Source organism: Novosphingobium sp. ERN07 (assembly GCF_012641335.1).
GTDB lineage: Bacteria > Pseudomonadota > Alphaproteobacteria > Sphingomonadales > Sphingomonadaceae > Novosphingobium.
On sequence record NZ_JABAID010000028.1, the window covers coordinates 1 to 23,774 of the forward strand.

The 23,774-nt window shown below is 61.8% G+C and carries 22 protein-coding genes, 1 tRNA gene and 1 riboswitch; of the genes, 13 read left to right on the forward strand and 10 right to left on the reverse strand.

Going from position 1 to position 23,774, the window contains the following annotated elements; genetic code table 11:
* Positions 1-225: 225 nt before the first annotated feature.
* A tRNA-Gly gene (locus HGI47_RS20330) sits at positions 226-299 on the reverse strand.
* A 162-nt stretch (positions 300-461) separates the two neighbouring features.
* Here HGI47_RS20330 and HGI47_RS20335 point away from each other — a divergent pair.
* The 3 genes from HGI47_RS20335 (at position 462) to HGI47_RS20345 (ending at position 3,977) form a co-directional block, all read left to right on the forward strand.
* Positions 462-752 (forward strand): DUF2218 domain-containing protein, encoded by a 291-nt coding sequence (locus HGI47_RS20335; RefSeq protein WP_168854609.1) that lies wholly within the window; start codon positions 462-464, stop codon positions 750-752.
* 97 nt (positions 753-849) lie between these two features.
* Positions 850-1,794 carry a fumarylacetoacetate hydrolase family protein gene (locus HGI47_RS20340; RefSeq protein ID WP_168854610.1) on the forward strand — a complete coding sequence of 315 codons (945 nt, stop codon included), beginning with the start codon at positions 850-852 and terminating at the stop codon, positions 1,792-1,794.
* A gap of 62 nt (positions 1,795-1,856) precedes the next feature.
* Positions 1,857-3,977: an acetate--CoA ligase family protein gene (locus HGI47_RS20345; protein WP_168854611.1), complete on the forward strand. Its 2,121-nt coding sequence runs from the start codon at positions 1,857-1,859 to the stop codon at positions 3,975-3,977.
* Positions 3,978-4,029: 52 nt separating this feature from the next.
* On the opposite strand, the gene HGI47_RS20350 is transcribed toward HGI47_RS20345, so the two are convergent.
* The 7 genes from HGI47_RS20350 to lgt form a co-directional block, all read right to left on the reverse strand.
* A complete protein-coding gene (locus HGI47_RS20350; protein WP_168854612.1) occupies positions 4,030-4,701 on the reverse strand; it encodes a phytanoyl-CoA dioxygenase family protein in 672 nt (223 codons plus the stop codon).
* A gap of 9 nt (positions 4,702-4,710) precedes the next feature.
* Positions 4,711-5,247 (reverse strand): adenine phosphoribosyltransferase, encoded by a 537-nt coding sequence (locus HGI47_RS20355; RefSeq protein WP_168854613.1) that lies wholly within the window; start codon positions 5,245-5,247, stop codon positions 4,711-4,713.
* Between the two features lie 109 nt (positions 5,248-5,356).
* Positions 5,357-6,172: a cytochrome c1 gene (locus HGI47_RS20360; protein WP_168854614.1), complete on the reverse strand. Its 816-nt coding sequence runs from the start codon at positions 6,170-6,172 to the stop codon at positions 5,357-5,359.
* A gap of 30 nt (positions 6,173-6,202) precedes the next feature.
* Positions 6,203-7,492 (reverse strand): cytochrome b N-terminal domain-containing protein, encoded by a 1,290-nt coding sequence (locus HGI47_RS20365; RefSeq protein WP_168854615.1) that lies wholly within the window; start codon positions 7,490-7,492, stop codon positions 6,203-6,205.
* Positions 7,493-7,503: 11 nt separating this feature from the next.
* Entirely contained in the window at positions 7,504-8,067 is a 564-nt protein-coding gene (petA, locus tag HGI47_RS20370; RefSeq protein WP_168854616.1) for a ubiquinol-cytochrome c reductase iron-sulfur subunit, read from the reverse strand.
* A gap of 255 nt (positions 8,068-8,322) precedes the next feature.
* Positions 8,323-9,378 carry an SAM-dependent methyltransferase gene (locus HGI47_RS20375; protein ID WP_168854617.1) on the reverse strand — a complete coding sequence of 352 codons (1,056 nt, stop codon included), beginning with the start codon at positions 9,376-9,378 and terminating at the stop codon, positions 8,323-8,325.
* Positions 9,375-10,301 (reverse strand): prolipoprotein diacylglyceryl transferase, encoded by a 927-nt coding sequence (gene lgt / locus HGI47_RS20380; protein WP_168854618.1) that lies wholly within the window; start codon positions 10,299-10,301, stop codon positions 9,375-9,377. The genes HGI47_RS20375 and lgt overlap by 4 nt, the downstream gene beginning before the upstream one ends.
* Before the next feature lie 156 nt (positions 10,302-10,457).
* On the opposite strand from lgt, the gene HGI47_RS20385 reads away from it, so the two are divergent.
* From HGI47_RS20385 to HGI47_RS20395, 3 genes are read left to right on the forward strand one after another with little or no spacing between them, the layout of a single operon-like run.
* On the forward strand, positions 10,458-12,161 hold the full coding sequence (locus HGI47_RS20385; protein WP_168854619.1) for a class I adenylate-forming enzyme family protein: 1,704 nt from the start codon (positions 10,458-10,460) through the stop codon (positions 12,159-12,161).
* A 48-nt stretch (positions 12,162-12,209) separates the two neighbouring features.
* The gene (locus tag HGI47_RS20390) at positions 12,210-14,951 is read left to right on the forward strand and encodes a [protein-PII] uridylyltransferase (protein WP_168854620.1); all 2,742 of its coding nucleotides are present in this window, start codon (positions 12,210-12,212) and stop codon (positions 14,949-14,951) included.
* Between the two features lie 47 nt (positions 14,952-14,998).
* Positions 14,999-15,559 (forward strand): YqgE/AlgH family protein, encoded by a 561-nt coding sequence (locus tag HGI47_RS20395; protein WP_168854621.1) that lies wholly within the window; start codon positions 14,999-15,001, stop codon positions 15,557-15,559.
* A 13-nt stretch (positions 15,560-15,572) separates the two neighbouring features.
* On the opposite strand, the gene bfr is transcribed toward HGI47_RS20395, so the two are convergent.
* On the reverse strand, positions 15,573-16,052 hold the full coding sequence (bfr, locus tag HGI47_RS20400) for a bacterioferritin (RefSeq protein WP_168854622.1): 480 nt from the start codon (positions 16,050-16,052) through the stop codon (positions 15,573-15,575).
* Between the two features lie 155 nt (positions 16,053-16,207).
* Entirely contained in the window at positions 16,208-16,384 is a 177-nt protein-coding gene (locus HGI47_RS20405) for a bacterioferritin-associated ferredoxin (protein WP_168854623.1), read from the reverse strand.
* A gap of 165 nt (positions 16,385-16,549) precedes the next feature.
* A riboswitch (SAM-I-IV-variant riboswitch) is annotated at positions 16,550-16,668 on the forward strand.
* 51 nt (positions 16,669-16,719) lie between these two features.
* Between HGI47_RS20405 and metA the strand changes: the two genes are divergently transcribed.
* From metA to HGI47_RS20440, 7 genes are all read left to right on the forward strand, one after another.
* Positions 16,720-17,625, forward strand: coding sequence for a homoserine O-succinyltransferase (metA, locus tag HGI47_RS20410; RefSeq protein ID WP_168854624.1), 906 nt, complete (start codon positions 16,720-16,722; stop codon positions 17,623-17,625).
* 120 nt (positions 17,626-17,745) lie between these two features.
* Positions 17,746-17,949 carry a 50S ribosomal protein L35 gene (gene rpmI / locus HGI47_RS20415; protein WP_039333769.1) on the forward strand — a complete coding sequence of 68 codons (204 nt, stop codon included), beginning with the start codon at positions 17,746-17,748 and terminating at the stop codon, positions 17,947-17,949.
* 13 nt (positions 17,950-17,962) lie between these two features.
* Entirely contained in the window at positions 17,963-18,322 is a 360-nt protein-coding gene (gene rplT / locus HGI47_RS20420) for a 50S ribosomal protein L20 (protein WP_168854625.1), read from the forward strand.
* A gap of 135 nt (positions 18,323-18,457) precedes the next feature.
* Positions 18,458-19,345 (forward strand): AraC family transcriptional regulator, encoded by an 888-nt coding sequence (locus tag HGI47_RS20425; protein WP_168854626.1) that lies wholly within the window; start codon positions 18,458-18,460, stop codon positions 19,343-19,345.
* 45 nt (positions 19,346-19,390) lie between these two features.
* Positions 19,391-20,491, forward strand: a complete 1,101-nt coding sequence (pheS, locus tag HGI47_RS20430) for a phenylalanine--tRNA ligase subunit alpha (protein ID WP_168854627.1) — start codon at positions 19,391-19,393, stop codon at positions 20,489-20,491.
* Positions 20,488-22,890: a phenylalanine--tRNA ligase subunit beta gene (gene pheT, locus HGI47_RS20435; protein WP_168854628.1), complete on the forward strand. Its 2,403-nt coding sequence runs from the start codon at positions 20,488-20,490 to the stop codon at positions 22,888-22,890. The genes pheS and pheT overlap by 4 nt, the downstream gene beginning before the upstream one ends.
* On the forward strand, positions 22,887-23,771 hold the full coding sequence (locus HGI47_RS20440; protein WP_168854629.1) for an aldose 1-epimerase family protein: 885 nt from the start codon (positions 22,887-22,889) through the stop codon (positions 23,769-23,771). The genes pheT and HGI47_RS20440 overlap by 4 nt, the downstream gene beginning before the upstream one ends.
* The last annotated feature ends 3 nt before the right edge of the window (positions 23,772-23,774 follow it).

Here is a 23,774-nt window from a genome sequence, read left to right on the forward strand (position 1 = left end):
TCGACGAATCGCTATATCAGTCAATGACATAGATCAGGCCTTCCATGGCGAGGCCCCCACCCTTGGGGGCCTCGTGCATTTTTGGACCGGCTATTTTTGAGAAAGGCCCCACTTCTGCCCGAGCTTTCATGGCATGAAGTGAGATTTCACGAGCCGGATGACCCAAAAAATACCCCGGATTTCAGCGGTTTGTAAAGCTGTCGGGGATGTCCTGAGACCGAGAATTGGAGCGGGTAGCGGGAATCGAACCCGCCTAGCTAGCTTGGAAGGCTAGTGCATTACCACTATGCTATACCCGCTCAGAGCAACGAGGCGATTGTGCCCCCGTCATGTGGTGGCGGGCGATTGCCACGGTAGGGGCGGTTTCGTCAACCTTGCAATTTCCCTGTAGGGCGAGGTGCTTGACTATAGCGATAAAAGATATATCTTAGATCGAACATGAACTCTGCGAAAGTAATCTAATGTCTGCCAGCCAAGCCATTGTTCCTACCGCCAGCGCCAGCCGCTATCTCCAGCAACTGTGCAAGCACTGGGGGCACAAGTTTGAAGTCAGCTTTGACCCGCAGCAGGGCCGCGTGGCTTTGCCATTTGGTCCGGTGGAACTGAAGGCCACTGATTCGGCGTTGGAAGTCAACTGCCGGATCGAAGGGGATGGCGATCTTGAAAGGATGCAGCAGGTGGTGGCTGATCACCTGAACCGCTTTGCGCATCGCGAAGGCGAACTGGCCTTCGATTGGCAACCTGTCGCCTGATCCATATGCGAAATTGATGATTTCCAATCAAAAGCATTGCTTTGCGGCAAGCTTGGCGCGGCGCTAGGTCCGGTTCCAAGCAAACCGGGAGAAAGCGATGCGTCTGGCAACCTTGAACGATGGAACGCGCGATGGGCGTCTGGTGGTGGTTTCGCCAGACGGTACGCACTATGCGTCCGCGTCCGTGGCAACGCTGCAGCAGGCGATTGAGGATTGGGACGCGGTAGGCGCTGCGCTTGCCGTGATCGATCACTTTCCCGATCTGCTTGATGCCGCTCAAGTGTTGGCCCCGTTACCCCGCGCGTGGCAATGGCTCGATGGTTCGGCGTTTCAGAGCCACGGCGATCTGATGGATGCCGTGCTGGGCATTACCAAGCCCAAGACCGATCTTCCGCTGATGTATCAGGGCATGTCGGACACGTTTCTGGCCCCGTTGGCGGATGCTCGGTTCCCTTCGGAAGATCTTGGCATCGATTTCGAGGGCGAATTCGGCGTCATCGTCGATGCCGTACCGATGGGCACCAGTGCAGCCGATGCGATGGCGCACATCAAGCTGATCGTGCAGATCAACGATTGGTCCTTGCGCACGCTGGCCGGGCCGGAAATGAAGACCGGGTTCGGGTGGGTAGGGGCAAAGCCTGCCTGCGGCATGGCACCTTTGGCCATCACGCCAGATGAACTGGGCGATAGCTGGGCCGATGGGCGTGTGGGCCTGAACCTGCTGGTGGACTGGAACGGAAAACGCTTTGGCGCGGCCAACGGCGCGGCGATGGGCTTTGGTTTCCACGAACTCGTCGCCCACGCCGCGCGCACGCGCGATCTGGTGGCAGGCACGGTGATCGGTTCGGGCACCGTGTCTAACACGAACTTCCGCGAAATCGGCTCATCCTGCATCGCAGAACGGCGCGGGATCGAAGTGCTGGACCTTGGCGAGCCGAAGACCGCGTTCATGGCATTTGGCGATACGGTGCGGATGGAGGCAGTCGACCGCGCGGGGCGCGCGCCCTTCGGTGTGCTTGCGCAAAGGGTCGTGAAGGCCTGAGCCGACGCCCCTTGCCCTTCCTTCGATAATTGTTATAGCGCATAGCGAAATCGGAGGATGCCATGACCGTTGAGCCGAATCTCTCCCACGCTGCCCTGGACCGTTTCCTGCGCCCGCAATCCGTCGCCGTCGTCGGCGCGTCGGACAAGCCGGGCGCCCTGGGCGCGACCTTGCTGACCAACCTTGATCGCAATGGCTATGCCGGCACGGTCTATCCGGTGAATCCCAAGCGTGAAGAGATCATGGGCAAGCGCTGCTACCCCTCGGTCGATGCGCTGCCCGAAGGCGTGGATGTGGCGGTTTTGGCGATCCCGCGCGTCGGCGTGCTCGATGCGGTAAAGGGCCTGGCCGCGCGCAAGTGCGGCGGCGTTGTGATCTTTTCGGCGGGCTTTGCCGAAGGCGGCGAGGAAGGCCTTGCCGAACAGCGCGAAATCGCGCGGATCGCGCATGAAGCGGGCATGGTGGTCGAAGGGCCGAACTGCCTTGGTCTGGTCAACTATGTCGACCGCATCCCGCTGACGTTCGTGGAAACCAACGCGGTGCCGCCCGGCGGAAAGCGCGCCATTGGCATCGTTTCGCAATCGGGTGCGATGGCGGCAGTGCTGGGCACCATGCTGCTGGCGCGCGATGCGGGCGTTTCCTATTCGGTGTCGACCGGCAACGAAGCCGCCAGCGGCGTTGAAGATTATGTGAACTGGCTGGTCGATCAGGACGATACGCATGTGATCGCCATGATCGTGGAGCAGTTCCGCAAACCGCAGGCCTTCCTTGCTGCAGCAAAGCGCGCGAAGGCCGCGGGCAAGCCGGTGGTGCTGCTGCATCCGGGCAAGTCCAGCGCAGCGCGCGAATCCGCCGCCACGCACACTGGCGCAATGGCAGGCGATTACAAGCTGATGCGGGCGATGGTGGCGCGCGCGGGCGTGATCTTTGCCGAAACGCTGGAAGAACTGGGCGACATTGCCGAAATCGCTGTGCGTTGCCCGGCGCTGCCTTCGGGCAAAACGGCGGTTCTGGGGGAATCGGGTGCGTTCAAGGCGCTGACGCTGGATCTGGCGGAGGAACTGGACCTGCCGCTGGCCGACCTGCACGACGAGGATTCACCGCTGCTGCGGGCTGCCTTGCCGCCGTTCGTGCCGGTTTCCAATCCGCTCGACATTACTGCGCAAGGTCTGTCGGAACCTGCGATCTACACCCGCTGCATCGAAGCGCTGCTGGATGATGATCGCGTGGGCACGGTCTTTGCCGGGATCATTCAGGCCGAGGCGATCACCTGTGCGATCAAGTTTCCCGCCATTCTTGCTGCGGTTGAAGGCAAGGTGCTGACCAAGCCGGTGATCTTCGCCGGGCTGGATGAAGGCGCAGACGTTCCGGCAGAGCGCATTGCCGCGCTGCGGGCGGCGGGCATTCCGTGGTTCCCCACCACCGAACGCGCATTGCGCGCTGTTACGCGGCTGACGCATTGGGCGGCGCAGGACTTGTCGGTGAATGACCTTCCCGCAACGCCGCTGACCGGGCTGGATGTGGTTTCGGGTGTGATCCCCGAATACAAGTCCAAGGATCTGCTGGGGCCGATTGGCGTGTCGTTCCCCAAGGGCGGTTTCGCGGCCAGCGCCGATGCGGCGGTCGCGGCGGCGGATGCTGTGGGTTATCCGGTGGCGATGAAGGCACAGGCCGCCGCGCTTGGCCACAAGAGCGATGCAGGCGGGGTGATCCTGAATCTTGCCGACGGCGCCGCGGTGCGTGAGGCGTGGGAGCGCATTCACGCCAATGTCGCTGCCTATTCGGCAAGCATCACGCTTGACGGCGTGCTGATCGAGGCGATGGGCAAGCGCGGCATGGAAATGATCGTCGGTGCCAAGAACGATCCCGAATGGGGACCGGTGGTGCTGGCAGGCTTTGGCGGCGTGACTGCTGAAATCCTGCAGGACGTGCGCCTGCTGACGGCGGACCTGACGCAGGAAGCGGTTGAAGCCGAACTGATGAAGCTGAAGAGCGCTGCGCTGCTCACCGGCTATCGCGGTTCGCCCGCGCTGGACGTCCCTGCGCTGGCAGCGCTGATCGTCAAGGTCGGGCAGGTGCTGCGCGCGGAACCTTCGATCCGCGAAATCGACCTGAACCCGGTGATCCTGCATCCCAAGGGCGAGGGTGTGATCGCGCTGGATGCGCTGATGCTGGTGGATTGAAACCAGTCGGGTGTTTGAAAAAGGGCGGTCCGCTAGGCCGCCCTTTTGCGTTTCAAATGCCGGCCCACTCAAGCTTGTTGGGCAAGCTCGTCGCGGCGTAATCAACTTGTAGAACCCGGCGACGGTTCGGATTTTGTGCTTTTTCCGAAGCGTGGAGGATCGGTGTCGAATAAAGCCAGACGTCACCAGTAAGGGCGGTACAGGTCAGTATACCGCATCGCTGCACTGTTTCTGCAATTTCGCCTTCAGGGATTCTGCCCAAACGATGTGAACCGGGCGCAATCAAGAGCGGCGCATTCTCACTGATCACGTCGTCCAGATGGATTCGCAAAGTCACCATCCTTTCCAATAGACTTATCGGAGGGGCAACGTGCGGGATGCCCTGCTTGATCGTCCAAGGTCCGAAGCCGGGCGTGTCTATTCGCTGTTGGACGCAAATTGTCCTGTCCTGATGCCAGCCAAGGGACCAATTGGTGGCCGCAGATTTGTCAAAGAGGATAGCGCGCACCGGCATAGCGCCTTGACCGATGGCACGTTCGGCCGCTGAGGCCATCACAGTTCCCGATCCAATCAGCCTTGTAAGACCGGAAAGTCCCCGCAATCTTAAACCTGCATTGTCTGCGGGAAGCGCCTCAACAATTGCAAGAAGGTCGCTAAGGATCGGAACGGCCGCTCCGCGAAGCTGGGCTGCGCCTGATTTGGTGAACTGGTCCAGATCGTACATCTCTGCGTATCAGTGCCCCGGAAAGTCCATCAGCGCCTCTACCGTCAACCCTGCATCGCGCAGGCGGGCGGCACCGTGAAGGTCGGGCAGGTCGATCACGAAAAGGGCGTGGCTCACGGCGGCTCCTGCCGTGCGGAGCAGCTCAGCGGCGGCAAGGGCAGTGCCGCCGGTGGCGATGAGATCATCGACGATGATCACGCGCTGGCCTTCGTGAATGGCTGTTGGGTCGATTTCCAGCCGGTCGCGTCCGTATTCGAGCGCATAGTCTATGCCGATGGTCGGGACCGGCAGCTTGCCGGGTTTGCGCACGGGGATGAAGCCCAAGCCCATGCGCGCGGCAACGGCGGCTCCGAAGATGAAACCGCGCGCTTCCATGCCAGCGATGGCTTCGGCCCCGGCGTTGCGGGCCATATCGGCAAGATGGTCGATGGTGGCAGACAGGCCTTCGCCGTGCGCGATCAGTGTGGTGATATCGCGGAACAGGATGCCGGGGGCAGGGAAGTCCGGCACGGTGCGGACGAGGTGCTTGAGATCGTCGGGTGTCATGGCGGGCTTTCTCGCTGCTCGATCTTGCATTGGCATGACGAAAGCCTGACGCAAAGAAAAAGGCCACCGTTTCCGGTGGCCTTTGTTCGTTTCGCCGGAGGCAGAACGATCAGTGCTTATCAGCCCAGACGTTCTTCTTGGCGAGATAGGCAAGGACGGTTGCCGCCAGCAGGAAGCCGAGCACGGCCCAGCCGGTCTGCTTGCGCTTGTCCATCTTCGGTTCGGCGGTCCAGATCAGGAAGGCCGAGACGTCTTCCGCCATCTGTTCGACGGTTGCCTTGGTGCCATCCGAATAGGTCACCTGACCTTCGCCGGTCAGCGGCGCGGGCATGGAGAGGTTCAGGTTGGCGAAGTAGGGGTTGTAGTGCAGGCCATCCGGGGTCTTGGCGTCCGGGAACTTCTTGAGAAGTTCGGCGGGCTGTTCCTGATAGCCGGTCAGCAGCGAGGCCACATAGGCACCGCCATCGTGACGCGCCTTGGTGATCAGCGACAGATCTGGCGGGCTGCCCTGACCGGCGTAGTACACGACCGGGAAGAAATCCGACGGGATGTTGTCACGCTCTGCGCGTTCGCCGCTCTTCGGATCGAAGGTCGGCTGCTTGGTGCCCCACTGCTTGGCAATCGCCTTCACTTCGGCTTCCGAGTAGCCGAGAGCGGCCAGATCGCGGAAGGCAACGTGCTTGAGCGAGTGACAGGTGGCGCAGACTTCCTTGTAAACCTGGAAGCCACGCTGGAGCTGCGCCTTGTCGAACTTGCCGAAGGCGCCATCGCTGGCGAAGTGCACCTTCTTGGGGTGGAGATGGAACTCGTGCTCTGCCGTGGGGGCAGCGGGTTCGGTAATCGCGGAGTAGGCGCCGTTGCCGAACGACCAGAGCAGCGCGACGGCGAAGAACAGGCCTACCAGGGGGCCAAAAAGACGGACCATGAGGGTTCTCTTTCTCTTACGCTCTGGCTGTCAGGCAGCGGGGTTGGCGTTGAGCACGGCGCTCTCATCCTTGCCGAGCACGGCTTCGGTGATCGAGAACGGAAGCGGTTCCGGCTTTTCGATCGACGAGACGAGCGGGAGGATGATGAGGAAGTGCGCGAAGTAATACAGCGATGCCAGCTGGCTGAGCATCACATAGGGTTCCGCAGCCGGAGCGCCACCGCAGTAGAACAGCACGGCCATCGTCGGAATGAGACCGAACCAGAAGAACTTGCGGAACAGCGGACGGTAGTGGCCCGAACGCACCGGCGAGGTATCCAGCCAAGGCAGGAAGAACCACACCAGAATCGCGCCGAACATGGCGAGCACGCCCATCAGCTTGGCCGGGATGAAGAAGAAGTCATAAGTGAAGGCGCGCAGGATCGCGTAGAACGGCCAGAAGTACCATTCGGGAACGATGTGTGCGGGCGTGGAAAGCGGGTTTGCCGGAATGTAGTTGTCCGGGTGGCCCAGCGCGTTCGGTGCGAAGAACAAGATCGCGCAGTAGATCAGCAGGAACACGCCAAGTCCGAAGCCGTCCTTCGCCGTATAGTACGGGTGGAAGGGCACGGTATCGCTTTCGGCCTTCACTTCAACGCCGGTCGGGTTCGACGAGCCGGGGATGTGCAGCGCCCAGATGTGCAGGATGATGACACCGGCAATCACGAACGGCAGCAGGAAGTGCAGCGAGAAGAAGCGGTTGAGCGCGGCGTTATCGGGTGCATAGCCGCCCAGCAGCCAGATCTGCAGCGGTTCGCCCACCACAGGGATCGCGCCGAACAGGCCGGTGATGACCTTGGCACCCCAGAACGACATCTGGCCCCAGGGCAGCACGTAGCCCATGAACGCCGTTGCCATCATCAGCAGGAAGATGACCACGCCGAGCAGCCAGATCATTTCGCGCGGGGCCTTGTACGATGAGTAGAAGAAGCCGCGGAAGATGTGGAGGTAGACGACCACGAAGAACGCCGAAGCGCCGTTTGCGTGCGCATAGCGCAGCATCCAGCCCCAGTTGACGTCACGCATGATGTGTTCGGTCGAATCGAAGGCCACCAGCGCGTTGGGCGCATAGTGCATGGCCAGAATGACGCCCGTAACGATCTGAAGCACGAGGCAGAAACCGGCGAGAACGCCGAAGTTCCACATGTAGTTCAGGTTGCGCGGGACCGGATAACCGGCACCCACAGCGTTGTAGACGAAGCGGGGCAGCGGCAGCTTTTCGTCAAGCCACTGCGTCAGGCCGAAGGCCGGCTTGTATTCGTTTGCCCAGGGAAAGCTCATGTTTCCTGTCCTCAACCGATCTTCACGACAGTGTCGGAGATGAATGCATATTCGGGCACCTCAAGGTTCTTGGGTGCCGGACCCTTGCGGATGCGGGCGGCGGTATCATAGTGCGAACCGTGGCAGGGGCAGAAATACCCGCCGAACTCGCCCTTCACTTCGCCTTCGCCCGCGCCCAGCGGCACGCAGCCGAGGTGGGTGCAGACGCCCATCGTGATCAGCCAGTTGGTCTTGCCTTCCTTGGTCCGCTCTTCCAGCGTCTGCGGATCGCGCAGCGAGGAGGCGTCAACCTTGTCGGCCGAAGCGATTTCTTCCGGCGTCAGATTGCGGATGAAAACCGGCTGCTTGCGGAAAACCGCCTTGATCGCCTGGCCCGGAGTGATCGCAGAAATGTCGATCTCCGTCGAGCTTTGCGCCAGAACGTCCGCCGATGGCGCCATCTGACTTACCAGCGGAACCAGCACGGCAACGCCGCTTACCCCCGCAAAACTCACCGCCGCGATATTGATGAAATCGCGCCGGCGCACGCCTTCTCCGGCTTCTGCCGAAGTGTCGATGCTCGCCTGTTCAGCCATTGAAATTCCCTGCCTGCTGCCGCCGCGCGCGCGGATCGCACGCGGTCCAACTTGCCCTCGTGGAACGGATCGGGATGGCCGGACCGGCGCAACCTGAACCGCACGGGAGCCGGGCACGCGCAAAAACGCCATACCAGCCCCCACTTGGCGCGCCTGATAGACGCAAAGCGACGGCTTTGCCAACAGGCATTTTGGTATGGGGAATAGCCCTTGTTTCCGCCGGATTTCTGCGGGGGTAGCACGGCGTTTCGCAGATCAGGCTGTCGGGCCGAAGCCTGCTCCATCCGGCCAGTCGGGCGCAGTGATTCCCATGACCTTGAACAGCACGCCCATTTGCCCCTCGCCGGTCAGACGTTCGCGTGCGGTATGAATCGCGGCGGCTTGGGCCGGTGCAAAAGCGGCCAGCGCATCGGCGCGCGCTTCTATGCCGAGTGCGCGAAGCCAGCGGCCCTGCTCCTCGGTGCCCAGCCAGCGGACGCCACGCGATTGCGCAATCGATGCGAGCGCGGAGAAATCGACATGCGCGGTCAAATCGGCCTCGCCCGGAGCGGAAAAGACATCCACTTTGCGATGCGCGCGCACTGCCTGCAGCGATGAGCCGAATCGCGGTTCGGCATGGCCATAATCGATGAACAGGGCCGTTCCGCCTTGTGCCGCCAGCCTGCCTGCCACTTCATACATGACCGCAGCCGCAGCGGGCGACGTTTCGAGAATGGCCCCTTCGGGCGCATCGCGCCGATCAGCGGGGACTGCGGCATCCATCGATGCAGAGCCGGCCACCGGCACGAGTCGGTCATCCGCCAGCCCGACCATGCGTTCGCGCCAGCCCTGTTGCGTCCGCACGAGCTGGCGGACCGGCAGAGCATCGAGAAATTCGTTCGCCACGATCAGCAGTGGCCCATCGCTCGGCACGGTCGAAAGATCCGCGTGCCAGATGGCTTGCGGATGCAATTCAAGCTGCAAGGCTTTCAGAGCGGTGCTGGTTTCGACGAAATGGGTGGACGGTACAAGGCCATATCGCTTTGCCGCGCCCAGCGCATCGCGGGCCAACGTGCCACGACCGGGGCCTAGCTCGACATAGTGAACCGGCTCGGTCCGCCCTGCACGGATCCAGATATCGGCCAGCCAGAGGCCAATCAGTTCACCGAACATCTGGCTTATTTCCGGCGCGGTGATGAAGTCTCCGGCCACCCCGAAAGGATCGCGGCGGGCATAGTAGTGCGCGTTCGATTCTGCGATGTAATGCGCGATGCTGATCGGGCCAGTGTTGGTGATCAGCCGCTTGAAAGTGTCCAGCAGCGGTGGAATCACGCAGACGTGGCTTCATCAGCAGGGATCGGACCTGCGGCAATCGGCTTGTGTATCAGTGCGCGCAGGAAGAAGAACAGGCCGATTGCCATCATCGGAATGGTCAACCACTGACCCATCGAAAAGCCGGTACGCATCGCAAAGTCCATCAGTTGCGCGTCTGGTTCGCGATAGAACTCCACAGTGAAGCGGGCGAGGGCATAGCCGAACGTGAACAGGCCGACGAGCAGGCCCGTGCGCCAGCGGGCGCGGGTCTTCCAGAACAGGGACAGCAGGACGATGGCCAGCAGCAGCCCTTCAAGCAGGGCTTCGTAAAGCTGGCTGGGATGGCGCGCAATTGGCCCGCCGCCGGGGAATACCATCGCCCACGGAACGTCAGGGCCAGCCTCACGACCCCACAACTCGCCATTCATGAAATTGGCAAGGCGGCCGAACAGCAGGCCGAACGGAACGCAAACCGAAATGTAATCGCACACGCGCACGAAGTTCAAACGACCGCGCCAAGAGACCCAGGCGATGGCCAGCACGGTTCCCACAAGGCCGCCGTGGAAGCTCATGCCACCTTCCCACAGTTTGATCAGGTTCTGCGGATGGCTGAGCAGTTCGGGGGCATAGAAGATGGCGTAACCCAGCCGTCCGCCAAGGATGATGCCGAGCGTGGCATAGAAGAACAGGTCGTCCGCATGGCGCTGCGCCATTGGCGAACCGGGCTGGCGGATCATCTTCGACAGATGCCAATAGCCCAGCACGATACCACCGAGATAAGCCAGTGAATACCATTTGAGGGCGAAGAAGCCGAGATCGAGCGCAATGGGGGAAACGCCCAGATTTTCCCAGCGAATCGGGCCGGAAACCGCATCTGCAAGCCCCGCGAAGGCGGCGGACGTTACGGCAAGGGCGGTTGCCGTTGACACTAGTGACAGCAAGCGGTGAACTCCCTACAAACTTCAGAACGGACCCGTTTCCATGCTGTCGGACGTGCCCTCAGGGTTACCGTATTGGCACAGGGGAAAGGCCGCAGGCAAACCCGAAAAGGCCCACAGCAAGATGGGCCTGCGGGTGAGGAGACTTGAAAGGGTATCATGAAGACCGAGCTGGACCTTGCTATGGACCGCGCTTTCGGCGCGCTGACGTCTGAAGGTGGCATGTTCCACACGGTTTCGATCCGGCGGTTTGATCGGGACTTGCCGATGATCGCCGCTGCGCCGCCGCACCTTCCTGCATATTTCGCCTATTTCTGCGCCACGCAGGGCGAAAAGACCTTTATCGTGGATGGCGATGTTCGCCTCAGTTTTGCTGATGTCTACAAGGCCGCGCGCCACGTGGCCGGCGGGCTGGTCGAAGGCCTTGGCCTGCGCAAGGGCGAACGTGTGGGCATTGCCGCGCGCAATTCGGCTAACTGGGTCGTCGCCTATATGGCTGTGCTGATGGCGGGCGGATGCGCCACGCTGCTCAATGGTTGGTGGCAGGGTGAGGAACTGGCGCACGGCATCGATCTGGTCGATTGCCGTTATATCATTGCCGACAAGGCGCGCGCCGCACGGATCGCAGGCCATGCCCACGGCGCAACGCTCCTGCCGATGGAACACGATTGCGATTATGCGCAGGGCCTTGCCGCATTGCTTGCCAATGGTGGGGGCATGGACACGATCCTGCCCGAATTGACGGGCGATGATCTGGCCACCGTGCTGTTTACCTCCGGCTCCACCGGCATGGCCAAAGGGGCCTATTCGGACCATCGCGGCGTGGTGCAGGGCACGATGAACTACGTCGCGCAGACCGCCGCGATGCTGGCGATCCTTACCGCGCGCGGAGAGGCGCCTGCCCCCAATGCGCAGCCCACCACGTTGGTCAACGTGCCGCTGTTCCATGTTACGGGCGAAGTGCCGGTCTTCCTCCAGTCTTTCGCCATCGGGCGCAAGCTGGTGCTTATGCCCAAATGGGATGCGGAAGAAGCGATGCGCCTGATCGAAAAGGAGAAGGTCAGCTACTTCGTCGGCGTGCCGCTGATGAGCTTTGAAATCGCCACTCACCCGGATCGTGAAAAGTATGATCTGTCCACTTGCGTGTCCTTCGCGGCGGGCGGCGCACCGCGTCCGGTCGAGCATGTGGACCGCATCCGCAAGGCGCTGCCCCATGCTTTCCCCTTGCTGGGCTACGGCCTGACCGAGACCAACGGCGTGGGTTGCGGCAATCTCAATGAAAACTACCTCGCCAAGCCCGGAAGCACTGGCACAGCGTCGCGCCCGCTGGTCGATCTGGCCATTCTGGACGATGCTGGCAACGCGCTGCCACAGGGCGCAGTAGGCGAAGTCTCGATCCGATCGATCGCCAATTTCCTCGGGTATTGGAACAACGAGAAAGCCACGCGCGAAGCGATTACGGCAGACGGTTATTTCCGTACCGGCGATCTGGGGTATCTCGATCCCGAAGGCTATCTGTTCATCGTTGATCGCAAGAAGGACATCATCATTCGCGGTGGCGAGAACATCAGTTGTATCGAGGTGGAAAGCGCAATCTACGCCCACCCCTGCATTGCAGAGGCCAGCGTCTTTGGCTTGCCGGACGAGAAACTGGGCGAAGTCCCCGCCGCCGTGTATCTCGCCAAGGAAGATTGTTCAGCCACACAAGACGAACTGCGCGCCTTCCTTGCCGAACATATCGCCCCATTCAAAATCCCGGTGCGTTTCTGGGAAGTCCATGAAGCGCTGCCCCGGCTCGGCACGGAAAAGGTCGACAAGCGAAGCTTGCGCGAACGCTACACCAAGGAATGGCTGGCATCCTGATAGCCATTGTTATTGGACGGTAACGGGTCTGGCGATAGAAGGGGCTGCATGATGCTTCCCCGGATCGCCAGCCAGCGTGCCATTATCGACCGACGTGCCGTTGCCGATGCCATTTCGGCAGCTTTTGCCGAACAGGGCGAAAAGTCGCGCCAGACGGTCGTCGAAATCCTGCGCGCCGCTTTGGAAAATGGCCGTGTGGAAATTGCCCGGCGTCTTGTCACCAAGCCTTCCGGTGGCACCGAATGCGCACAGGCGCAGGCGTTCCTTGTCGATCAGCTTGTGCGCATCATCTACGATCACGTTGTCGCGCGCGTCTATCGCGCCAGCAACCGTTCGATGGGCGAGCGGATCGCCGTAGTGGCCGTCGGTGGCTACGGGCGGGGCGAGATGGCCCCCCATTCGGACGTGGATATAGCTTTCATTACCCCGATCAAGCCAACCTCATGGTGCGAGCAGGTGATCGAGGCCGTGCTCTATTTCCTGTGGGATCTCGGCCTGAAAGTCGGCCATTCCAGTCGCTCGCTCGATGAAGTGGTGCGCATGGCGAAGAGCGATCTCACCATTCGCACTGCGATGCTCGAAGGGCGTTACGTCTGGGGCGACCGCGAATTGTACGACGCGGCTTCGGCGCGATTCTGGGCCGAAGTTGTAAACGGCACCGAGAAGCAGTTCGTTTCGGAAAAGCTGGAGGAACGCAACCAGAGGCACAAGCGGCTTGGCGACAGCCGCTATGTCGTCGAACCGAATGTTAAAGAAGGCAAGGGCGGCTTGCGCGATCTGCACACGCTTTACTGGATCGGCAAGTACATCCACAAAGTGCGCGATGCCTCGGAACTCGTCGATGTGGGGCTGCTAACGGCGGAAGAATATCGCGCTTTCCGCCGTGCTGAAAACTTCTTCTGGGCGGTGCGCTGCCACCTCCACACGCTTACCAACCGCGCGGAGGACCGGCTGACTTTCGATCTTCAGCGCGAAGTCGCCATGCGCATGAACTTTGCCGACCGCCCCGGCAAAAGTGCGGTCGAACGGTTCATGCAGTACTTCTTTCTACAGGCGAAACAGGTCGGTTCGCTGACCGGTGTGTTCCTTGCGCAGCTTGATGGACAGTTTGCAAAGCAGAAGCGCGGCATTTTTTCGGTGTTGCGCAGCCGTAAGAAGAAGGTCGGAGCTTTTGTACTCGATGGCGGCAAGCTGGGCGTGCCCAACGAAGCGATTTTCCAGAACGATCCGGTTCGTCTGATCGAACTGTTTGCGGTCGCAGGGCAGCAGCAGGTTGAAATCCATCCAGAGGCGATGCGTATCGCCCGCCGCGATGCCGGGCTGATCGATGCTGCGGTGCGCAAGGATCCGCGCGCCAACGCCCTGTTTCTGGATGTGCTGACCAGCCGCAACGATCCCGAAACGGTGTTGCGCTGGATGAATGAGGCGGGCGTGTTTGGCCGGTTCGTTCCCGATTTCGGTCGGGTCGTGGCGCAGATGCAGTTCGACATGTACCACCACTACACGGTGGACGAACACACCATCCGCGCCATCGGCCTGCTCGCCAAGATTGAAAAGGGCGAGGCAAAAGAAGATCATCCTCTCGCCAGCGAAGTGGTGAGCAAGGTGGCGTCGCGCCGCGTGCTCTATATTGCCACGCTGCTGCACGATATTGCTAAGGGGCGGCAGGGCGATCATTCGGTGCTGGGTGCCGAAGTGGCGATGAAACTGTGCCCACGCCTCGGCCTTTCGGCAGCAGAGACGGAGCTTGTCGCGTGGCTGGTGCGCTGGCATCTGCTGATGAGCGCAACGGCATTCAAGCGCGATCTTGCCGATTACAAGACCATCGCGGATTTTGTGGGCACGGTGCAAAGTCAGGAGCGCCTGCGGTTGCTCTTGATCCTGACCGTGGTTGATATCCGCGCGGTCGGGCCGGGGGTGTGGAATTCGTGGAAGCGCCAGCTTCTCGGCGACCTGTTCGTCTCCGCAGAGGAAATGCTTCGCCTTGGGCACAAACAGCATGGCCGGGCCGAACGCATCGCCGCCAAGAAAAAGGCAGTGGCGTCACTGCTCAAGGAGCGCGACGCACTCATCGGCACGGTGGGCAAGCAGCTTGGCGATGCCTACTGGATTGCCGAACCGGAAGATATCATCGCGCTCAACCTGCAACAGATGGATACCGCACTGGGCGAGCCGCTTTCGGTCGAGGCGCAATGGTATCCCGCGCGGGGGGCCACGCTGGTTACCGTGCTGGCCGCAGACCATCCCGGCCTGTTCTACCGCATCGCCGGGGGCATCCATCTTGCCGGCGGGAACATCATCGATGCGCGCATCCACACCACGCGCAATGGCACGGCGGTCGATAACTTCCTTGTGCAAGACCCGCTTGGCCGACCGCTGAACGAAGCCACGCAGATTGCCCGGCTGAAGAATGCCATCGCCGATGCGCTGGCGAACCGGGTGAAATTGGTGCCACAGCTTGCCGCGCGCCCACTTGCCCGCCCGCGCGCCGATGCGTTCGATGTGCGTCCGATCGTGATTTTCGACAACAAGGCGTCGAACCGCTTTACCGTGATCGAGGTCGGCGCGCGTGATCGGCCCGCGTTGCTCAACCGCCTTGCCCGCGCCCTGTTTGAAGCGCGGCTTGTGGTCCATTCCGCGCATATCGCCACCTATGGCGAACGCGCGGTCGATACCTTCTACGTTACCGACGTGCTCGGCGCGAAAGTGGATGACGAAGCGCGCATGAAGGTCGTCGAAAAGCGGCTTCTGGAAGCTGCCGAGGATCGCAAGATCAAGGCAGCGGCCTGATTGACGCGCACTGGCAACATGCGGCAAACGTTCCTATGTCAGTCTGCATGAGTGATGCGGAATATCTTGCCGGGCGTCTGCTTCTGGCCATGCCGGGGATGGGCGACAGCCGGTTCGACCATGCGGTGATCGCTATGTGCGTGCATGATGAACACGGCGCGCTGGGCATCGGCATTGGCGATGTGCGCGAAGGGCTGACGCTTCACGGGTTGCTTGAAGATATTGGCATTGATCCCGGCGTTGCGCCCGATGTGCCTGTGCTGAACGGCGGCCCGGTGGAAACAGCGCGCGGCTTTGTGCTCCACACGAACGACTGGGGTGGAGAGGGCAGCGTGACCGTAAACCCGCTGTGCCAGCTATCTGCCTCGCTCGATGTGCTGCGCGCGATTGCCGACGGACGCGGGCCTGCGAAGTTCCTTGTCGCGCTCGGTTACGCAGGCTGGGGACCGGGGCAGTTGGAAGGTGAAATGCGCCATCACGGCTGGTACGCCGCGCAGGGCCATTCGGACATTCTGTTCAGCACCCCCACGGGACGGCGCTGGACCCAGACGTGGAAGCACGAGGGGATCGACCCCTCGCACCTCGTTGGTCAGACGGGTAGCGCCTGAACCCGATTGCAGATCAGGCTTCGGCAGCCTCGCTGTTGAGCTGGACGTAATTGGCCAGCCCCATGCGCTCGATCATGTCAAACTGCTTTTCGATCACATCGACATGCTCTTCCTCGCTTTCGAGGATTTTCTGGAACAGGTCGCGGCTCACGTAATCGCGCACTTCCTCGCAATAGGCGATGGCATCGCGCAGCAGCGGCAGTGCATCCATTTCCAGCGCGAGATCGGCTTTCAGAATTTCTTCGACCGATTCGCCCACGCGCAACCGGCCCAGCGCCTGAAAGTTGGGCAGGCCATCCAGAAACAGGATGCGGTCCGCCAGCATGTCGGCGTGCTTCATCTCGTCGATGGATTCGTGACGTTCGTATTCGGCAAGCTTCTTCACGCCCCAATTGGCGAGCAGGCGATAATGCAGCCAGTACTGGTTGATCGCGGTCAGCTCGTTGAGCAGTGCCTTGTTGAGAAACTCGATGACCTTGGCATCGCCCTTCATTGCGGGATCCTTTGCGCGTAATGCTTGGAGAGTAGCGCGATTCTAGGCGCACTCTGCCCATGAACCAAGCGCGAACGACTCGCACGCAACCCGCTGTTTAGTGGCGATTTCAATGGTAATGCGAATAGGCTGCACTGCGACGCGGTGCGGCAGGATCAGGCCAGTGCGCAGGCGCGTTCGTCGGAGATCACGTCTTCGGCATCTTCAAGGCACTGACGGCACTGCGGGCGGAAGCCCATGCGGCCATAGATATCTTCCGCACCACCCGCATGGCAGCGGGCCATGTTGCGGATGTCCTTTTCGCGGATGGCATTGCAGATGCAGATGTACATTCAGCGATCCTTGGAAGAGATCTATGGGGCAGCGATCTATGGCGACGTCTTCAGGCGGCAGGTATCTGCCAATGGTTCGCAGTAATAATGCGACTGGGTTGCAATAGCAAGCCCGTCGTGTGCTCAATCGCCCGTTGCAAAGCGTTCCGCAGCGCCTTACATATCGAACCACATCGAGAGTTGGGGTGACGCTCCAACGCCAACCTGCCGTTCCGGGCAAGGTGGTGCCAGATCAGCGAAAGCTGTGATGGGATGTGGCCGATCCGGCAATCAAACGGACACGGACACTGCAAGAGCGTCTTCCTCACCAGATTGAGAAGAAAGACGTAAAGACAGTGCCGATCAGGATTGCCGACAATCTCCCCGCCCGCCGCACGCTCGAAGCCGAAGGCGTGATCGTGATGAGCGAGACGGAGGCGGCGCGGCAGGACATTCGTCCGATGCGCATCGCCTTGCTCAATCTGATGCCAGACAAGATCACCACCGAAACGCAGATCGCGCGCCTGCTGGGGGCAACGCCGTTGCAGGTCGAACTGGAACTGGTCCGCATTTCCGATCACGTCAGCAAGAACACTTCGGCGGGGCATATCTCTGCCTTCTATCGTCCGTGGGAAGACGTTAAGGCCGAAAAGTTCGATGGCCTGATCGTCACCGGCGCGCCGGTCGAAACGATTCCGTTCGACGAAGTGGCTTACTGGGACGAACTGCGCCGCATCTTCGACTGGTCGCAGACCAACGCCCATCGCACGCTTTCGGTGTGCTGGGGCGCGATGGCGGCGCTGCACCACTTTCATGGTGTGGAAAAGCATCTGCTCCCCACCAAGGCTTCGGGTGTGTTCCGTCATATCAACCACGCACCCGCCAGTCCGTGGATGCGCGGGCTTCCCGATGTGTTCGATGTTCCTGTTTCGCGCTGGAGCGAGGTCCGCCGGGAAGACCTGCCCGAAGGGCGGGGGCTGTCCGTGCTGGCAGACAGCGCCGAAACTGGCCTGTGCTTGATCGACGATCCCGCCACGCGGACGCTGCACATGTTCAACCATCTTGAATACGATACGCTGACGCTGGCGGGCGAATATGCGCGTGACGAGGCAGGGTATCTACCGCGCCATTATTTCCCCGGAGACGATCCGCAAGGCGTGCCCGCCAACTCGTGGCGCGGCCACGGCCACCTGCTGTATGGCAATTGGGTCAACGAGGTCTACCAGACCACGCCTTATGATCTGACCGACATCGGGCGATGATCCTTGCATTCCGGGCTGGCTTCCCCTAACGGCCCACCTTCAACCGACACGGATTCGATGATCGGCCTGGCCACAAGGGCTGCCAAGGCAGATCGGACGCGTCGCAATCAGGAGACGAAAATGCCCAAGATGAAGACGAAGAGCGGCGTGAAGAAGCGCTTCAAGCTCACCGCCACCGGCAAGGTGAAGCACGGCGTTGCCGGCAAGCGCCACCGCCTGATCAGCCACAACGCCAAGTACATCCGCCAGAACCGCGGCACTGACGTGATCTCCGATGCAGACGCAAAGGTGATCAAGAAGTGGGCGCCCTACGGGCTGAACTGAGGAGCGCTGAACTATGAGCCGTATCAAGCGTGGTGTAACCACCAAAGCCAAGCACAAGCGGATTTTGGATCAGGCGAAGGGCTATCGTGGCCGTCGCAAGAATACCATTCGCGTTGCCCGTCAGGCCGTCGAAAAGGCCGGCCAGTATGCCTATCGCGACCGCAAGGTTAAGAAGCGCAGCTTCCGCGCCCTGTGGATTCAGCGCATCAACGCCGCTGTCCGCGCCGAAGGCCTCACCTATTCGCAGTTCATCCACGGCACCAAGCTGGCCGGGCTGGAACTGGACCGCAAGACGATGGCCGACCTCGCCATGAATGAGGGCGCGATCTTCACCGCGGTGATCGCACAAGCCAAGGCAGCGCTTCCCGCCTAAGGCGGTTGCACTCCTTGCACCTGAAAAGGGGGCGGGTTTCTTCGGAAATCCGCCCCTTTTTCGTTGCGACTCGTGCAAGCGCGATGCACTGTGGGATGGACAGGTTTGCAAAACAAAGATCGGGGCGCGCACAACTTGACGAGCGGGGACTGCACAGTCCGGGTTCGATTCCATTCCCCGCCAGCGGGGCTGACGCCCTATTTCACGACCTTTTATCTGACCGAGATTTCGGTCGCCAATGGCGCGCGGGTGATCGACCACCTTCACCCCGAATGGGGCAACTTGCGCTTTTTCAGAGGCGATACGCCCGATTCACAAATGCCGGGTCAGGCTCCGTTGCGCGGAAGTGCGTCAAACTTTACCGGGCCAACCAGCACAGCGCTTCGGTTTACGGTTGGGACGACGCGAACCTGGGGCGTGGGCATCCTGCCGTTGGGTTGGGCGCGCTTTGTGAAGCAGGCGGCAAATGTTCATGCCGATCACATATATGCCGTGGCAGAGCAGCCCTTCTTGGCCAGCTTTCGTCCGCTTGCAGCTTCAGTTTTCGGTCCCGAGCCAAATGAGGCCGAAGAACTCGCACGAATAACGGGATTCTTCCTTGATGCGCTTGCCGCAGGGCACGAACCCGACGATCCGCGCATTCTGGCTTGCCACGCCGCGCTGCTGGATACCGAGATCGCAACCGTGGCCGAAATGGCCGAAGCCGCGCACGTTCCAGCACATACGCTGGAGCGCTTGTGCCGCCGTCACTTCGGTTTTCCGCCGCGCCTGCTGCTGCGCCGCCAGCGCTTCATGCGCAGCCTGGTGCAATATATGCTGGACCCGTCACTGCACTGGATCGGCGCGATCGACAGCCACTATCACGATCAGGCGCAGTTCGTGCGCGACTTCCACAGATTCATGGGCATGAGTCCGAGTGAATACGCGGCGACGCCAAAGCCTATCCTTTCGGAAGTGATGCGCGCCCGCCAGGAGTTCATGGGCAGTGCCGTGCAGGCGCTCCACGCGCCGACAAGGCCGTAACTCCCCACTTTGATTCTCGCGCATTTGCGGGTAGCGGCTGCGCGCATGGAACAGCTTGATCAACAGCAGGCCGAAACGCTCGGCGCCATTGCAGCAGCGGCCACGCCCGAAGCGGTGGAGGCGATCCGCGTTTCCGCTCTTGGCAAACAGGGATGGGTCAGCGCGCTGCTGAAATCATTGGGCGGCATGACGCCCGACCAGCGCCAGAGCGAAGGGCCGAAAATCCACGCCGCGCGCGAAGCGGTGACCGCCGCACTGGCCGACCGCAAAACCAAGCTGGAAAGCGCTGCGCTCGACGCGCGTCTTGCTGCCGAAACGATCGACCTCTCGCTGCCCGCGCCCGATGCCCCGCGCGGTTCGGTGCATCCGGTATCGCAGGTCATGGACGAACTGGCCGAAATCTTTGCGGACATGGGCTTTGCCGTGGCCAGCGGGCCAGAGATCGAAGACGACTGGCACAACTTCACCGCGCTCAACATGCCCGAAACGCACCCGGCGCGCGCGATGCACGATACCTTCTACTTCCCGGACAAGGACGCCGAAGGCCGTTCGATGCTGCTGCGCACGCACACATCGCCGGTGCAGATCCGCACGATGCTGGCCGAAGGCGCGCCGCTGCGGATCATCGCGCCGGGCCGCGTCTATCGTTCGGATTCGGACGCCACGCATACGCCGATGTTCCACCAGATCGAAGGTCTGGTGATCGACAAGGGCATTCATCTTGGCCATCTGAAATGGACGCTGGAAACCTTCCTGAAGGCGTTTTTCGAGCGTGACGATATCGTGCTGCGCCTGCGACCCAGCTATTTTCCGTTCACCGAACCATCGGTGGAAGTCGACGTGGGCTACACCCTCATCAACGGCAAGCGCGTGGTCGGCGGCAGCGGCGATGCCGAGAACGGTGGCTGGATGGAAGTGCTGGGCAGCGGCATGGTCAATCGCAAGGTCATCGAATTCGGCGGGCTTGATCCCGATGAATGGCAGGGCTTTGCCTTCGGCACCGGCGTGGACCGTCTGGCAATGCTGAAATACGGCATGGACGATCTGCGCGCCTTCTTCGATGGCGATGCGCGGTGGCTGGGCCACTATGGTTTCGGCGCGCTTGACGTGCCGACCCTTTCAGGCGGTGTTGGAGTACGGTCGTGAAGTTCTCGCTCTCGTGGTTGCAGTCGGTCCTCGATACCAAGGCCGATGCAAAGCTGATCGCCGAAAAGCTGACCTCGTTGGGGTTGGAAATCGAAAGCGTCGAAGACGCCTCGGCTGCATTGACCAAATTCCGCGTCGCGCGCGTGCTGACGGCGGAAAAGCATCCGCAGGCAGACAAGCTTCAGGTGCTGTCGGTCGATCTGGGTGATGGCACGCCGCTCCAAGTGGTTTGCGGCGCGCCAAACGCGCGCGCAGGTCTTGTCGGCGTGCTGGGTCTGCCCGGCGGCGTGGTGCCTGCCAATGGCATGGAACTGCGCAAGTCCGCGATCCGTGGCGTCGAATCCAACGGCATGATGTGTTCCACGCGCGAACTGTGCCTGGGCGAAGATCACGACGGCATCATCGAACTGCCCGAAGATGCGCCCATCGGCACCAGCTTTGCCGATTACATCGGATCGGACCCCGTGTTCGATGTGGCGATCACGCCCAACCGGCCCGATTGCATGGGCGTTTACGGCATTGCCCGCGATCTGGCCGCAGCAGGCCTTGGCGTGTTGAAGCCCATTGCTGCGGCCCCGGTTGCGGGCAGTTTCCCCTGCCCGGTAGAAGTGCGCACCGATGATGCCGAAGGGTGCCCGGCCTTTTATGGTTGCGTAGTTCGCGGCGTGAAGAACGGTCCCAGCCCGAAGTGGTTACAGGACTACCTGAAAAGCGCAGGGCAGCGCCCGATTTCGGCGCTGGTGGATATCACCAACTTCGTCATGCTCGGCTATGGCCGCCCGGCCCACGCCTATGATCTGGCAAAGTTGAACGGTGCCGTCGTCGCCCGCAAGGCGCGCGAGGGTGAAACCTGCCTTGCGCTGAACGGCAAGGAATACGCGCTTGAGCCGTGGATGACCGTGATTGCCGACGATGCAGGCGTTCACGACATTGCCGGGATCATGGGCGGCGGACATTCGGGCTGCGCAGACAATACGACCGACGTTCTGCTGGAAGTGGCCTATTTCAACCCTGCGCAGATCGCCCGCACCGGGCAGGCGCTGGCGCTGGCATCGGACGCGCGTGGGCGCTTTGAACGCGGGGTGGACCCGGCGTTCCTCGATACCGGCATGGATATCCTGACCAGCCTGATCATCGACATCTGCGGTGGCGAGGCGAGCGAAGTGGTCCGTGCAGGCACGCCGCCGCTGGCGCGCAAGAGCGTGGCCTATGATCCGGCGTTGGCCGGAAGCCTTGGCGGGATCGACGTGGCCAATGGCGAACAGAAGCGCATTCTGGCCGCGCTGGGCTTTGACGTGGCCGAGGAGTTGGCGAGCCACTGGACCGTGACGGTGCCGACATGGCGGCCAGACGTGGATGGCGCGCCGGATATCGTGGAAGAAGTGATCCGCGTTCATGGCCTCGATGCGGTGCCATCGACGCCGCTGCCCCGCGCCGATGGGGTGGCCAAGCCCACCGCGACCACGGTGCAGATGCTGGAACGCCGCGTCCGCCGTGCCACTGCGGCGCGGGGATTGCACGAAGCGGTCACGTGGTCGTTCCTGCCTGAATCCCAAGCGGCGCACTTCGCCGATGGCGAGGACTTGTGGAGCCTTGCCAACCCGATCTCGGAAGACCTGAAGGTCATGCGTCCTTCGCTTTTGCCGGGACTGCTTTCGGCGGCGCAGCGCAACCTGCATCGCGGTGCCGCTTCGGTCCGCCTGTTCGAACTGGGCCGTCGCTATCTGCGCGGCGCCGGGGGCGCGAGCGATGAAAAGCTGAGCCTTGCCGTGGTGCTGGCGGGCGAGCGCACGGCGCGTGGCTGGGCGAATGGCAAGGCACGATCGTTCGACGCTTTCGACGCCAAGGCCGAAGCGCTGGCGCTGCTGGCCGAAGCCGGTGCGCCGGTCGATAATCTGCAAATCATGGGTGAGGCTGGCGCGCAGTTCCACCCCGGCCAGTCGGCCACGCTGCGGCTTGGCCCCAAGCAGGTTCTGGCGCGCTTTGGCATGTTGCATCCCGCCACGGCCAAGGCTTTCGATCTGGATGCGCCGGTTGCCGTGGTCGAACTGTTCCTTGATCGCATTCCGGCGAAGAAGGGCGCAGGCACCTTTGCCCGTCCGCACTTTGCCCCGCCCGCATTGCAGGCGGTTACGCGCGACTTTGCGTTCCTTGTGGATGCCTCGGTTCCTGCGGGCGATATCCTGCGCGCGGTAAAGGGCGCAGACAAGCAGGCGATCACCGCCGCGCGGGTGTTTGACGATTTCCGGGGGCAGGGCGTGCCCGAAGGGCAGAAGAGCCTTGCCGTGGAAGTCACGCTCCAACCCACCGAAAAGTCGTTCGATGAAGCCGCGTTGAAGGCGATTGCCGATAAGGTGGTTGCCGCAGCAGCCAAGCAGGGCGGCACGTTGCGGGGATGACAGACAGCCTCGTATCGATCACTGGCGAAGGCCTGACCGCGCGGATCAATCCGCATGGCGCAGAGCTTTGGTCGCTGATCGATGCGCGAGGCCGCGAATATATGACCGACGCCGATCCGGCGTTCTGGACGGGCCATGCGCCGCTGCTGTTTCCGATCATCGGATCGGTTGCGGGGGACCGCCTGCGGATCGACGGGCGCGAATATGCGCAGCCCCGGCATGGGTTTGCGCGCGTAAGCCTGTTCACGCCGGTGGAGCGGGGCGCAGACCGCATCGTCTTTCGGCTGACCGACAGCGTTGAGACGCGCGCCAACTATCCCTTCCTGTTCGAACTGGACATGGCGTTCCGCATCGATGGGATGACGCTGGCGATGATGGCTACGGTGCGCAATACCGGGGCGGTGCCGCTGCCGTTCAGCTTTGGCTATCATCCGGCTTTCGCATGGCCGCTGCCCGGTGGTGTGGCCAAGGCTGCGCACAAGCTGGTGTTTGAGGCCGACGAGCCGCAGCCGGTGCGCCGCCTGCGCGAAGAAACGGGGCTGCTGCTGGCCGAACCGGCAGCGACACCGGTTGACGGCCGCGAACTGACCCTGCGCGAAGAGCTGTTCAAGGCCAATGCGGTGATCTGGGACCACCTGAACAGCCATTCGCTGTCTTATGGGGCTGATGGCGGGGCATGGCTCGACATCGCCTTTCCCGATACGCCTTCGTTGGGCCTGTGGCAGAAGGCGGGCGCGCGTTACATCTGCATCGAGCCGTGGCAAGGGCACGCTGATCCCGAAGGCTTTGCCGGAGACTTTCGCGAAAAACCCGGGGTGGTTCTGCTCGAACCGGGCCAGAGCCGCAGCTTCCGCATGGACGTGACCGTAAACCCGCGCTAACCG

Coding starts and splice junctions, on each gene's coding strand:
- HGI47_RS20405 (WP_168854623.1), bottom strand. CDS start 16,384: ATGTACATCTGCATCTGCAATGCCATCCGCGAAAAGGACATCCGCAAC.
- HGI47_RS20355 (WP_168854613.1), bottom strand. CDS start 5,247: ATGACACCCGACGATCTCAAGCACCTCGTCCGCACCGTGCCGGACTTC.
- HGI47_RS20340 (WP_168854610.1), top strand. CDS start 850: ATGCGTCTGGCAACCTTGAACGATGGAACGCGCGATGGGCGTCTGGTG.
- HGI47_RS20365 (WP_168854615.1), bottom strand. CDS start 7,492: ATGAGCTTTCCCTGGGCAAACGAATACAAGCCGGCCTTCGGCCTGACG.
- HGI47_RS20360 (WP_168854614.1), bottom strand. CDS start 6,172: ATGGTCCGTCTTTTTGGCCCCCTGGTAGGCCTGTTCTTCGCCGTCGCG.
- HGI47_RS20390 (WP_168854620.1), top strand. CDS start 12,210: ATGATGCTTCCCCGGATCGCCAGCCAGCGTGCCATTATCGACCGACGT.
- HGI47_RS20385 (WP_168854619.1), top strand. CDS start 10,458: ATGAAGACCGAGCTGGACCTTGCTATGGACCGCGCTTTCGGCGCGCTG.
- petA (WP_168854616.1), bottom strand. CDS start 8,067: ATGGCTGAACAGGCGAGCATCGACACTTCGGCAGAAGCCGGAGAAGGC.
- HGI47_RS20335 (WP_168854609.1), top strand. CDS start 462: ATGTCTGCCAGCCAAGCCATTGTTCCTACCGCCAGCGCCAGCCGCTAT.
- rpmI (WP_039333769.1), top strand. CDS start 17,746: ATGCCCAAGATGAAGACGAAGAGCGGCGTGAAGAAGCGCTTCAAGCTC.
- HGI47_RS20350 (WP_168854612.1), bottom strand. CDS start 4,701: ATGTACGATCTGGACCAGTTCACCAAATCAGGCGCAGCCCAGCTTCGC.
- HGI47_RS20440 (WP_168854629.1), top strand. CDS start 22,887: ATGACAGACAGCCTCGTATCGATCACTGGCGAAGGCCTGACCGCGCGG.
- pheS (WP_168854627.1), top strand. CDS start 19,391: ATGGAACAGCTTGATCAACAGCAGGCCGAAACGCTCGGCGCCATTGCA.
- bfr (WP_168854622.1), bottom strand. CDS start 16,052: ATGAAGGGCGATGCCAAGGTCATCGAGTTTCTCAACAAGGCACTGCTC.
- HGI47_RS20345 (WP_168854611.1), top strand. CDS start 1,857: ATGACCGTTGAGCCGAATCTCTCCCACGCTGCCCTGGACCGTTTCCTG.
- rplT (WP_168854625.1), top strand. CDS start 17,963: ATGAGCCGTATCAAGCGTGGTGTAACCACCAAAGCCAAGCACAAGCGG.
- HGI47_RS20395 (WP_168854621.1), top strand. CDS start 14,999: ATGAGTGATGCGGAATATCTTGCCGGGCGTCTGCTTCTGGCCATGCCG.